Source organism: Paraburkholderia sp. Tr-20389, assembly GCF_017104565.1.
Lineage (GTDB): Bacteria > Pseudomonadota > Gammaproteobacteria > Burkholderiales > Burkholderiaceae > Paraburkholderia.
Map to the genome: position 1 here is coordinate 58,411 of NZ_JAAGPD010000057.1, position 11,380 is coordinate 69,790.

Consider the following 11,380-nt stretch of genomic DNA (forward strand, 5'->3'; position numbering starts at 1 on the left):
TTGCCGCGCGAAGGACGGGGACGTGGGGGCTCCTGGGCAATTACACGGGCTGGCGGTGTGAGCGGCTTTCTTTTGCCTACTTTTCTTTGCCGCTGCAAAGAAAAGTAGGTGCCGCCCCGCACAGGGGCAACGCATGAAGTAAGACGGCAAATCGCGGATGCCAGCGAAGAGACCCAAAACCCAAACCAACCTCAAACCTAAAATAGATATCAGAAATAGTTGGTTTGAACGCAAACCTGAGTTCACTAGACTCAGCTCAATCTTGTTATAACAAGTTGAGCCATGTCGAAACCGGCGAGCCTCGTCCCCGTCACGTCAGTGCCCCTGTATGCGCAGATCAAAGACGCGCTGCGAGCAAAAATCCTGAATGGCATCTACGCGCCGCATTCGCAGATGCCATCCGAACACGAACTCTGCGCGATGTTCGGCGTGAGCCGCATCACCGTCCGCCAGGCGCTCGGCGACCTGCAAAAAGAAGGTCTGCTGTTCAAGCTGCACGGAAAAGGCACGTTCGTCTCGAAACCCAAGGCATTCCAGAACGTCAGCTCCCTTCAGGGCTTCGCCGAAGCCATGTCGTCGATGGGCTATGAAATCGTCAACCAGTTACGCAGCTTCCGCGTCGTCGAAGCCGATCGCAACGTTGCCGCGCGCCTCGGACTCGAAGAAGGCGCACCCGTCACCGAAATCCATCGCGTGCGACTGCTCAACCGCGAGCCCGTATCGCTCGAACTGACGTGGCTGCCCGAAGCAATCGGCACACGTCTCGCGAATGCCGACCTCGTCACGCGCGACATCTTCCTGATCCTCGAAAACGACTGCGGCGTGCCGCTCGGTCACGCGGATGTCGCCATCGACGCCATCCTCGCCGACGACGAAATCGTCGATGCCCTGCGCGTGGAAGAAGGCAGCCCCGTGCTGCGGATCGATCGTCTCACCCACGATGCAACAGGCGCACCCATCGATTACGAGCACCTGTACTTTCGCGGCGATGCGTTCCAGTACCGCTTCCGGATCGACCGCGAAAAAGCAGGCAATAGCACGAAGAACAAGGCTACAAGGAAAACACGATGAACACTCACGTACTCGAATACGACATCGTCGTGGTCGGCGGCGGAACGGCGGGACCGATGGCGGCCGTCAAGGCCAAGGAAAGCAATCCGGGTCTCAAGGTCCTGCTGCTCGAGAAGGCCAACGTCAAACGCAGCGGCGCGATCTCGATGGGCATGGACGGCCTCAACAATGCCGTCATTCCCGGTCACGCAACACCCGAGCAGTACACCCGCGAAATCACCATCGCGAACGACGGCATCGTCGATCAGGCCGCCGTCTACGCCTACGCGAAGCACAGCTTCAAGACGATCGAAGAACTCGATCGCTGGGGCGTGAAGTTCGAAAAGGACGGCACCGGCGACTACGCGGTGAAGAAAGTGCACCACATGGGCTCGTATGTGCTGCCAATGCCCGAAGGACACGACATCAAGAAAGTACTGTACCGGCAGCTGAAACGCGCGCGCATCGCGATCACCAATCGCATCGTCGCAACACGGCTGCTCACCGACGCGAACGGCAACGTCAACGGCGTGATGGGATTCGATTGCCGCACGGCGGATTTCTACATCGTGCGCGCAAAAGCGGTGATTCTGTCGTGCGGCGCAGCGGGACGGCTCGGCCTGCCCTCGTCCGGCTATCTGATGGGTACCTACGAAAATCCGACCAACGCCGGCGATGGCTACGCAATGGCTTATCACGCGGGCGCAGCGCTCGCGAATCTCGAATGCTTCCAGATCAACCCGTTGATCAAGGACTACAACGGGCCCGCTTGCGCCTACGTGACAGGACCGCTGGGCGGCTTCACGGCAAACGGCAAAGGCGAACGCTTCATCGAATGCGATTACTGGAGCGGCCAGATGATGTGGGAGTTCTATCAGGAACTGCAGAGCGGCAACGGCCCCGTGTTCCTGAAGCTCGATCACCTCGCCGAAGAAACCATCCAGACCATCGAGCAGATCCTGCATACGAACGAACGCCCGAGCCGTGGACGTTTCCACGCAGGACGCGGCACCGACTACCGCCATCAGATGGTCGAGATGCACATCTCCGAGATTGGCTTTTGCAGCGGGCACAGTGCTTCGGGCGTGTACGTCAACGAACGGGCCGAAACGACGGTCGGTGGGCTGTATGCGGCGGGCGACATGGCGGCCGTGCCGCACAACTACATGCTCGGCGCGTTCACGTATGGCTGGTTCGCCGGACAGAATGCTGCTGCCTTCGTTGCGGACCGCGAACTTGCGCCGCTCGATCAGCAGCAGATCGATGCCGAACGCGCGCGCATCTATGCGCCGCTCGAACGCGAGCATGGTCTCGCGCCTGCACAGGTCGAATACAAGCTGCGCCGCATGGTCAACGATTATCTTCAGCCGCCCAAGGTCACCCGCAAGATGGAAATCGGCCTGCAGCGCTTCGAGGAAATTACCGACGACATCGGCTCGATCAAGGCGACGCATCCACATGAATTGATGCGCGCAGCCGAAGTGCGCGCTATCCGCGATTGCGCCGAAATGGCCGCACGCGCGTCGCTGTTCCGCACCGAAAGCCGCTGGGGGCTGTATCACCATCGGGTCGACTATCCACAGCGCAACGACGCCGACTGGTTCTGCCATACGCATCTGCGCAAGGATGCGGCGGGCCGCATGGTCAGCGAGAAGCGCGCCGTCGAGCCGTACATCGTGCCGCTCGACGAACGCGAGCGCGGCTCGTACAGCAATCTGCGCATACACGACGCGCGGCCCGATTCGCATGCGAACGCTCACGCGCTCGCCGACCTGACCGCCTGACAGGAGTACCTGCGATGTCCTACACCCCACACGAAATCCTTCATCGAAGCAGCGCGCCCGTCACGATCGACGAAAGCAAATGCATCGCCGACAAAGGCTGCACCGTATGCGTCGACGTGTGCCCGCTCGATCTGCTCGCGATCGACGTCAGCAAAGGCAAGGCCTACATGCAGTTCGACGAATGCTGGTACTGCATGCCATGCGAACAGGATTGCCCGACGGGCGCGGTGAAAGTCGATATTCCCTATCTGCTGCGCTAGCGTCATCCAAAGGCCGCGCGTTCAGCACGGCCACCGCCACGATACCAACGAAAGAGCCGACATCATGACCATTCGCTACGCTCTACCCAAACTGATTGGCGCCACCATCGCGCCCCTCGCATTTGCGCTTGCGGCAGGCACGGCCCACGCCGAAACGATCCGCGTCGCCATCGGCACGCAGGATACGACGATCAACTGCGCGACAGGCGGCCTGCTGATTCGCGAACTGCATCTGCTCGACAAGTATCTGCCGCACACGGGCAAATACAAGGACGTCACTTACGACGTGCAATGGAAGGACTTCACGTCCGGCGCGCCGATCACGAACGAGATGGTCGCGGGCAAGCTCGACTTCGGCACGATGGCCGACTTCCCGGGTTCGCTGAACGGCGTGGCGTTCCAGAAGGCGGGCCGCAAGAGCGTCTTCATCACCGTGCTGTCGGGCAGCGTGGACGGCAGCGGCAATGGCATCGTCGTGCCCGAGAACTCGCCGCTGCATTCGATCGCCGACCTCAAGGGCAAAACGATCTCCGTGCCGTTCGCGTCGACTTCGCACGGCATGCTGTTGCGTGCAATCAAGGCGCAAGGGTGGAACCCCGACACCGACGTGAACATCATCACGCAGGCGCCCGAGGTGGCGGGCAGCGCGTTGAAGGCGAACAAGATCGACGCACACGCCGACTTCGTGCCGTTCGCAGACCTGTTCCCGTATCGCGGCATCGCGCGCAAAATCTACGACGGTGCGCAAAGCCACGCGCCGACCTATCACGGCGCACTCGTTGACGCCGCCTATGCGCAGAAGTATCCGGAAGTGGTCGTCGCGTATCTGCGCGCCGCCATCGAGGCAAACCAGCTGATCGCGCAAGACCCCGAGAAATACAGCCTGCTGATCGAGAAGACGACGGGCATCGAAGCGCCCGTCGACTATCTGTACCACGGACCGCTCGGCATCCAGACGCGCGACCTGACATGGAAGCCCGAGTATCGTCAGGCCACGGCCACTGCGATTGATACGCTCAAGCTGCTGAAGAAGACCGACGTCGATCTGGACGTGAACACGTTCATCGACGACCGCTATATCCGCGAAGCCTTCAAAGAGTCCGGCCTCGATTACAACGCCGCATTGAAGAACTATGCGAAGCAGCCGCTCGTCGCCAACGATGCAGTGACGGGCAAGCCGATCCACGATTTCAACGATGTCACGCAAGTGTGGCTCGACAGCGAAGCGAAGGTCCGCAATTACGCGTCGCCGGCTGAAGCGTTTGCTGCGCTCGGCAAGATCGAACAATCGGGCGGCAAGACGCGGGCCGTATTCGTTCATGACCACTCAAGCGGCCTCAAGCTGTTCGCCAACCAGGCGTGGTACGTGAAGGATGCGCATGGCGCGATCACCGCGTTCCTGTTGAAAGCGAGCGCCGATCGCTACGCGCAACAGGTATCCGGCTCGGTCGTCGAGTACGCCGCCGCGAAAACGGGCGCCGCGCAAGCCGTCGCGGCGCGCTGAGCGCGTTTTCTTTTCACGCTACATCGGGAACATGGTCATGGCCGCCATCTTCGATCTTCACGACAGGCACGCATCGCGACGCCGGCGCGCGCCTCTCTTCACGCCTTCGACGAAGCGTCGCGCATGGCGTGCGGCCTCGCTTGCTGCGTGTGTCGCGCTCTGGCAACTAGCCGTGCACTTCCGGGTGTCGGCGGGCATCGTCACGTTCGCCAACGTGCCCGCCCCTTCCGATGCGCTGCCCGCGCTGTGGTCGCTGCTGCACTCGCCGAAGCTGCCGATGCATCTGGCCGCAAGCATCTGGCGCGTGCTGGCAGGCTTCTGCACGGCAGCCGCGGCCGGTGTCGGGTTGGGTCTCGCAATCGGCCGCTATCGTGCCGTCGAAGACACCCTGCTGCCCGCACTCGAAGTGCTGCGACCGATACCCGCCGTCGCGTGGATACCGCTGGCGATACTGATGTTTCCGTCGTCGGAACTGAGCATGATGTTCATCACGTTTATCGGCGCACTGTTTCCGATCCTGCTCAACACCGTGCATGGCGTGGAAGCCGTCGACCCACGCCTCGTCGCGACGGCGCGGAGTCTCGGCACGCGGCCGCTTGCACTCTATACGGAAGTCGTGCTGCCCGGTGCCGCGCCCGCGATTTTCACGGGCCTCGCAATCGGCATGGGCACCGCCTGGTTCTGCCTCGTGACGGCGGAGATGATCGCGGGCCAGTACGGCATCGGTTATTTCACGTGGGAGTCGTACACGTTGCAGAACTACCCGGATATCGTCGTCGGCATGGCGCTGATCGGCGCGCTCGGCATGGGCAGCAGTGTGCTCGTCAAGCGCCTGGGCATTGCGCTCACGCCGTGGTATCGACTGCAGGAGACACGCCGATGAGCAGCGTCGCCGTCGAAGCCGTCAGCAAAGCCATCACTGCACCCGCGCGCGTGAACGTGCGCGCGCTGTCCGTCGAAGTCGGGCCGCCGCATGCACGCCTCGCCACCCTCGAAGGCCTCGACGTCGATATCGAACCGGGGCAGTTCGTTTGCGTGCTGGGTCCGTCGGGGTGCGGCAAGTCGACCTTGCTCGGCGCGATTGCCGGGCACATCGCCGCAACGCAAGGTACGATCGCGGTCGACGACGAAACGGTCGACCGCCCGCATCCCGAACGCGGCCTCGTCTTTCAGCAGCACACGCTGTTTCCGTGGAAGCGCGTGATCGACAACGTCGCCTTCGGCCTCAAGATGAAGGGCATCGGACCAAACGAGCGGCGCAGACAGGCGGCTGAATTGCTGGAACTGGTTGGACTCGGCGGGTTCGGCGCGCATTATCCGGCGCAGCTATCGGGCGGCATGCAGCAGCGCGTCGAGATTGCGCGCGTGCTGATCAACCGGCCGCGTGTGCTGCTGATGGACGAACCGTTCGGCGCGCTCGACGCGCAAACGCGCCGCATGATGCAAACCTTGCTGCTCGATATCTGGTCGAAGGTGCGCACCACTGTCGTGTTCGTCACGCATGACATTGAAGAGGCGCTGTTCCTCGCGGATCGCATCCTGATGCTGTCGAAGCGGCCCGCGCGCGTGGTCGCGGATATTCCCGTGCCGCTGGCACGTCCGCGCCGCGACGACACCACACTAGACCCCGCATTCATCGACATCAAGCGCCAATGCCTTGCGCTGCTGCGCGAAACGGCATGACTTCATTCTTTTATCGCACATGACCGCTCCGACCATCCTGACCTTCGATCCTCACACACTCGCGCCCGAAACCACCGCGCTACTGCCCCGCCTGACGGATGCCGATGCTGCCGTGCGTCGCATCGCACTGATCGAACTCGCCGATCTCGAAGACCCCGATGCGCTGCAACCGATTGTCGCCGCGTTGAAGCACGATGCTTCGCCCGACGTGCGCAGCGAAGCAGCGCGTGTGCTCGGCGCGTGGGAGGAACGTGACATCGTCGAGGCGCTGTGCCACGCATTGCACGATACCGATGACAACGTGCGCGAGGCCGCGGCGTCGAGTCTCTCTGCGTTGAAGCAAGCGTCGTCGGGCGTTGTTCTTTGCGCGTGGGCCGACGATCCTGCGCCATTCGTGAAGCGTGCCGTGTTGCGTGCGCTACGCGAGTTGCGCTACGCGGACGCTTTCGCGCCCGCACTGCGCGCGCTCGAACACGATGATCCGAACGTGCGCATCGAAGCCGTCGGTGTCCTCGGCTGGCTCAAGGATGCACGTGCGCTCGCGCGGCTCGCGGACATCGCCGTGCACGACGACAATGCCGACATCCGTCGCACGGCGGTTGGCGCATTGGGCTTCGCGCATACCGACGATCCCGCCACGTCGCCAGCGCTGCTGCATGCACTCGGCGATCCGGCGTGGCAGGTGCGCGAAGAAGCCGCCACGACGCTCGGCAAGCTGCGCGCGGCATCCGCACGCGATGCACTGATTGCCGCGCTCGTTGACGCCTACTGGCAAGTGCGTCTGCGCGCCGCGCGGGCGTTGGGCCAACTCGGCGACCGTGCGGCCGCGCAACCGCTCATCGCGCTGCTCACTCACGCAATCAGCAATCTGCGCAAGGAAGCGGCGCTCGCGCTCGGCGAACTGCGCGATCCGTCATCTGTTAACGCACTGCGCGTCGCGCTCGACGACGCCGATCCCGAAGTCCGCAAAGCGGTGCGCATCGCGTTGCAGCAGATCGACGATGCCACGCGATGAACAGCCCGCACCGCATCGAACTCGATATGCAGGCACGCACGTTGACGCTGCATTGGCCGGACGGGGCCACGCAGCGTATTGCGCATCGCGTGTTGCGGCAGATGTGTCCGTGTGCCGAATGCAGACGCCTTCGGCTGGACGGCGCCGCGCCTTTCGTGCCTGACGATATTGCCGTACTGGAGATACGTCCGGCGGGATACGGCGCACAGCTACGTTTCAGCGACGATCACGAACGCGGCATCTTTCCGTGGGTGTTTCTCGAAAGATGTGGCGTCCTGCCGTCGCAAGAATTCGACCGGCAGGACCCGCGTATTACAACGGTCACTCCTGAATGAACGTCAGCAGATCGGCATCGAACGGATCGGCGTGCGTCGTGCACATGCCATGCGGCGCGCCTTCGTGGATCCTGACGACGGCGCCGCATTTCTTGACCTCGCGATCCAGCAGGTCGATCGTTTCGACGACAAGGCTATTGATGCCGAGCGGCGCGAAAGTCGGCTCGCTCTTGCTGGCCAGTGCGCGGATGCGGCGGATGATTTCGCTGGAACGCCGCGCATTGCTCACCATGGCTTCGAACGCATGGCACGCTTCGTCGAGATTGGGTGTATCGCGTCTCAGCCAGCGCAGCCCGGCTTCGCCATGCGTCGTGATCGCCGCGAGCGGCTGGCTCACCTCATGCGCGATCGATGCCGCAAGCTCGCCGAGCATCGTCACGCGAGTGGCATGCGCAAGTTCCGTTGTCGAGCGATTCAACGCCTCGTGGGTCTGGTGAAGTTCGCGCACCTGCTGCGCGAGCCGTGCGCTGTCGGCCTGAATGCGCAACGTCAGCGCCGTGGTTGCGATGATCGACAGACATGCAACCGTTGCGCGCGCGAGCGCGGAGAACGAGTCTTCGTCCAGATGCCCGATCAGATAGCCGATCACCGTCGCCCTGATGCACGCTATCGCGACGATCAGCGTGCCGCGGCGCGACAGCACGGTCGCGGCCAGCATGATGACGATCAGTACAACACCATGATCGCCGTCGCATAGTGGCCGAACGAATCGACCACGAAGACGAACACTGCCGGTGCGTCTGCGAGCGACAACGTCAGCTTGGGGTTTTGCTTGCCGAGGATAGACACGCGTTCCATGACGAACGGCGTCAGCGCACGCAGCCAGCACGCTACTGCCACCGCGCCGCCATCGGGTTCGCCCACGGCCCGCTCGCCGAGATAGCTCGCGCGTCCGACGCGCGGCATCATCGCTTATGAGCCGCAGCGGCCGCGCCTGCGATCTTGTGCACGAACACGGTTCCTGCAATACCGCGCCGCCGGCCGCGTTCGACTGTGTTGCGCAGCGAGACGTCGTCGGCAACCACGACGACTTCGACGGGTATACCTTCAGCGCGCGCAAGCTCTGCTGCCAGCCCGAAGTTGAGGCGGGCGCCGCGTGACTTGCGTACAGGTCGCGCATGGTGAGCCTTTACGGGAATAGCAACGCCAGAAACGACGAAGCCCGCATTGCGCGGGCTCCTGTTTGATCCGGGACAAGGTTTCACCATCCGAATCAATCGCAATACTAGACACGAAATGGCATTTGTCAAACTGGCCAGCTTCTCCTTAGAAGGATATGAGCATCACGACTGCATCCGCACGCCACTTAAAGGCCATCGAAACCATGGTTCGCGCATGCATGCGCGCACGTCCCCTACCGACCACTCATCCCGCATAAATGTGAAGCTAGCGCAAAAAATCGAACTTTCCTGATAGCGGCGATAGCCAGGGTGCGCTCCAATGCTTTTACACGAGCAAAAGACGAAACACGTGTCCAAAGATGATTATTCCGATCAAAACCCGCTATTCCAATAGCGCGCTTGGCATTGTCATGTGGGCTGTCTTTTTTGGCATGCCAGCGTTACTGGTCAATCTCAATCCTCCCCCACCCGAATCCGAACTGGCGCATTTTCACGCAAAGATTCTGAGGGTATCGGAGCGCCCTCCCAATTTGGTGGTTGAAACCGACAAGGGCGAGCGTCGTGAATTAAGGTTTCCCACTCCTCTTTACATGGTGTTCAGCGGGAAGACAAGCTTCTTGGGACTCTCTTCAGAACAGGAAACTCGCCTACCCGGATGCGATGCCGAAATTTACGGTGCCGATGTTCGATATCTTCGACCGTCATCTTTCCGGGTCTGGAAGGTGGGTTGCCGAAGCGCGCCAGTCAGTTACGAGCAGATCGCGACGAAATATCGCTCAATGAATCATGACTATGGTTATGTGCCTTGGCTCGGCATATTTTTCGTCAGCTTGGCGGTCGTTCTTATGTTTATCGGTGATAAAAATAGGAGTCTGAAATGAGTGAAATAACAGCCGGCATATTCTTTAGTAACCTTTTTGGAACTGCTTCGAGTTCGGCCAATGCCGGAACAAACACCACGGATGTACTCGGCACATTTGTTGGTATCGGACAAGCTGTCCAAGGCGGAGTTAGTCTGCTCGCTGGAAATGTGGACGCAATAGCCAAGCCAATGGGAGGGACAGGCCTCGTTCTTGCCGCCACTGGATTGGTCGACAACTATCAGAGTATTCACCACGATCTCGCTACCGGGAAAAATCCCGCACTATCGGACCTATCCGGTGCAATCGGAAATGTCGCTTCGCTGGCTGGTTCCGCTTTGGTACTTGCAGGTGTGGGTGAAACGCTCATTGTTCCCTTGGCAGTGGTAAGCGCTCTCGCTGGAGGAGTGCAGCTGGTCGCATCGGCTACCGGTTATCGGGTTGACGTCAACGGTAGTGCGACTGCCGTCACACTGACCGCAAGCGAATGGGCGCAAGCCGCTTCGCAACTCGCGGTCGCGAACTCGAATCCCACTTTAATTGCATCTGCGCTATCGGGCGCCGGTATCAATACCAGTGCGAATACGTTCTATGTGCCTCTGACCGACGCGAATGGCAACGTCGTCGGATTCCGGCCTGAGACGCCTATCAGTTCGACCCAATTGGACCTAGGCATCACGCAGTACACGTTCGGCGGCGGTATAAGTTTTAAACAGCAGGCCACTTCTTATATCGATCCAACGGGACAAACAGACGTCGTACTCTATCCGTCGGCTACGTGGACGATTCCCCAGTCAAATGGAGGAACGACAACCCTCAACCTGTCATCAAATGGCGGATACAGTGGGACTGTTACGAACGCACAAGGCATTGTTTCGCAGCAGACAAGCCTTCAGGTGAAAAGTACCATCCAGAACGGAATTACCACGACCACACAGTCGATCGCGAGTACTCTTGCTGGATCAGCTGGTGCGCTCCAGAACCAGATTTCGCCTAACGGAAGTTCGACGTCCGAGGTAACGACGGTTTATAACAGCGATGGAAGCGTTTCCTATACCGAGAATAAGGCCTCCACATCGGGCGTCGTGACGAGCGATGTAATCAACGCGAATGTAAATGCCTCGCTGGCCGTTCTAGGTGACAACGTCATCCTGAATGGAGTCGCAGGTAATATCGTTGATGTCTGGGGGCAGAACGACGTTCTTAACGCAAATGGCGCACAGTTTACTTTTTCCGCAAACGTCAATGGCAAAGTTAACGGCGCAGGTGATACGGCCTACGTTTCAGTTTCCGGTGCCAGCGTGACCATTGGCGGCAACGGCAAGAACGCCGCCGGTGCACAGGATGACTATGTCAACGCAGCCAGCGGCGTGGTCGGCACGGTCAACGTGTTGGATAACTCGCACGTGGACATGAGCGGCACCTCGATCACGGCAAATGCGGGCGCCAATGATTCGCTTGGTCTGGCGGGCTATGGTGAAACGGCAAACGTCAACGGCTCAGGTACCACCGTCTGGACGGGCCAGAACGGCTTTGGCGCGTCCGGCGCCGCTGACGACCGCGTGAACTTCGCCAGTGGCGTGGTCGGCACAGTCAACGTGTACGACAACTCGCATGTAGACATGAGCGGCACCTCCATCACGGCGAATGCGGGCGCCAATGATTCGCTTGGTCTGGCGGGCTATGGTGAAACGGCAAACGTCAACGGCTCAGGTACCACCGTCTGGACGGGCCAGAACGGCTTTGGCGCGTCCGGCGCCGCTGACGA

12 protein-coding genes and 1 pseudogene are annotated in these 11,380 nt (G+C 60.8%); 10 read left to right on the plus strand and 3 right to left on the minus strand.

All coding sequences use genetic code 11. The annotated features are described in order from the left end of the window. Positions 1-282: 282 nt before the first annotated feature. The 8 genes from G3N95_RS35515 (at position 283) to G3N95_RS35550 (ending at position 7,631) form a co-directional block, all read left to right on the plus strand. Positions 283-1,071: a GntR family transcriptional regulator gene (locus tag G3N95_RS35515; RefSeq protein ID WP_205974756.1), complete on the plus strand. Its 789-nt coding sequence runs from the start codon at positions 283-285 to the stop codon at positions 1,069-1,071. After that, a complete protein-coding gene (locus G3N95_RS35520) occupies positions 1,068-2,834 on the plus strand; it encodes a fumarate reductase/succinate dehydrogenase flavoprotein subunit (protein WP_205974757.1) in 1,767 nt (588 codons plus the stop codon). The genes G3N95_RS35515 and G3N95_RS35520 overlap by 4 nt, the downstream gene beginning before the upstream one ends. A gap of 14 nt (positions 2,835-2,848) precedes the next feature. After that, a complete protein-coding gene (locus G3N95_RS35525; protein ID WP_205974758.1) occupies positions 2,849-3,094 on the plus strand; it encodes a ferredoxin family protein in 246 nt (81 codons plus the stop codon). A gap of 64 nt (positions 3,095-3,158) precedes the next feature. Continuing rightward, positions 3,159-4,598, plus strand: a complete 1,440-nt coding sequence (locus G3N95_RS35530) for an ABC transporter substrate-binding protein (RefSeq protein WP_205974759.1) — start codon at positions 3,159-3,161, stop codon at positions 4,596-4,598. A 37-nt stretch (positions 4,599-4,635) separates the two neighbouring features. Then, positions 4,636-5,481, plus strand: a complete 846-nt coding sequence (locus G3N95_RS35535; RefSeq protein WP_205974760.1) for an ABC transporter permease — start codon at positions 4,636-4,638, stop codon at positions 5,479-5,481. Next, positions 5,478-6,281, plus strand: a complete 804-nt coding sequence (locus G3N95_RS35540) for an ABC transporter ATP-binding protein (protein WP_205974761.1) — start codon at positions 5,478-5,480, stop codon at positions 6,279-6,281. The genes G3N95_RS35535 and G3N95_RS35540 overlap by 4 nt, the downstream gene beginning before the upstream one ends. 19 nt (positions 6,282-6,300) lie before the next feature. Next, a complete protein-coding gene (locus tag G3N95_RS35545; protein WP_205974762.1) occupies positions 6,301-7,296 on the plus strand; it encodes a HEAT repeat domain-containing protein in 996 nt (331 codons plus the stop codon). Beyond that, on the plus strand, positions 7,293-7,631 hold the full coding sequence (locus G3N95_RS35550; protein ID WP_205974763.1) for a DUF971 domain-containing protein: 339 nt from the start codon (positions 7,293-7,295) through the stop codon (positions 7,629-7,631). The genes G3N95_RS35545 and G3N95_RS35550 overlap by 4 nt, the downstream gene beginning before the upstream one ends. Here G3N95_RS35550 and G3N95_RS35555 read toward each other — a convergent pair. From G3N95_RS35555 to G3N95_RS35565, 3 genes and pseudogenes are all read right to left on the minus strand, one after another. Beyond that, complete coding sequence (locus G3N95_RS35555; protein ID WP_241019139.1) at positions 7,618-8,289, minus strand: histidine kinase dimerization/phospho-acceptor domain-containing protein; 672 nt, start codon at positions 8,287-8,289, stop codon at positions 7,618-7,620. The two genes, G3N95_RS35550 and G3N95_RS35555, sit on opposite strands and share 14 nt — an antisense overlap. An 8-nt stretch (positions 8,290-8,297) precedes the next feature. Next, positions 8,298-8,540, minus strand: coding sequence for a DAK2 domain-containing protein (locus G3N95_RS40760; RefSeq protein WP_241019140.1), 243 nt, complete (start codon positions 8,538-8,540; stop codon positions 8,298-8,300). An 8-nt stretch (positions 8,541-8,548) separates the two neighbouring features. Continuing rightward, positions 8,549-8,770: pseudogene (locus G3N95_RS35565) on the minus strand (dihydroxyacetone kinase subunit DhaK); the annotation flags it as partial. A 341-nt stretch (positions 8,771-9,111) separates the two neighbouring features. Between G3N95_RS35565 and G3N95_RS35570 the strand changes: the two are divergent. Together G3N95_RS35570 and G3N95_RS35575 are read left to right on the plus strand one after the other, a co-directional pair. Further along, a complete protein-coding gene (locus tag G3N95_RS35570; RefSeq protein ID WP_205974764.1) occupies positions 9,112-9,633 on the plus strand; it encodes a hypothetical protein in 522 nt (173 codons plus the stop codon). Then, positions 9,630-11,380 (plus strand): hypothetical protein (locus G3N95_RS35575; protein ID WP_205974765.1); only part of this gene is annotated, 1,751 nt, incomplete at its 3' end. The genes G3N95_RS35570 and G3N95_RS35575, both read left to right, overlap by 4 nt.

Excerpts from the sequence above, each read along its gene's own strand:
- G3N95_RS35525 (WP_205974758.1), top strand. The coding sequence starts at position 2,849 with ATGTCCTACACCCCACACGAAATCCTTCATCGAAGCAGCGCGCCCGTC.
- G3N95_RS35535 (WP_205974760.1), top strand. The coding sequence starts at position 4,636 with ATGGCCGCCATCTTCGATCTTCACGACAGGCACGCATCGCGACGCCGG.
- G3N95_RS35530 (WP_205974759.1), top strand. The coding sequence starts at position 3,159 with ATGACCATTCGCTACGCTCTACCCAAACTGATTGGCGCCACCATCGCG.
- G3N95_RS35555 (WP_241019139.1), bottom strand. The coding sequence starts at position 8,289 with ATGCTGGCCGCGACCGTGCTGTCGCGCCGCGGCACGCTGATCGTCGCG.
- G3N95_RS35570 (WP_205974764.1), top strand. The coding sequence starts at position 9,112 with ATGATTATTCCGATCAAAACCCGCTATTCCAATAGCGCGCTTGGCATT.
- G3N95_RS35540 (WP_205974761.1), top strand. The coding sequence starts at position 5,478 with ATGAGCAGCGTCGCCGTCGAAGCCGTCAGCAAAGCCATCACTGCACCC.
- G3N95_RS40760 (WP_241019140.1), bottom strand. The coding sequence starts at position 8,540 with ATGATGCCGCGCGTCGGACGCGCGAGCTATCTCGGCGAGCGGGCCGTG.
- G3N95_RS35520 (WP_205974757.1), top strand. The coding sequence starts at position 1,068 with ATGAACACTCACGTACTCGAATACGACATCGTCGTGGTCGGCGGCGGA.
- G3N95_RS35550 (WP_205974763.1), top strand. The coding sequence starts at position 7,293 with ATGAACAGCCCGCACCGCATCGAACTCGATATGCAGGCACGCACGTTG.
- G3N95_RS35515 (WP_205974756.1), top strand. The coding sequence starts at position 283 with ATGTCGAAACCGGCGAGCCTCGTCCCCGTCACGTCAGTGCCCCTGTAT.
- G3N95_RS35545 (WP_205974762.1), top strand. The coding sequence starts at position 6,301 with ATGACCGCTCCGACCATCCTGACCTTCGATCCTCACACACTCGCGCCC.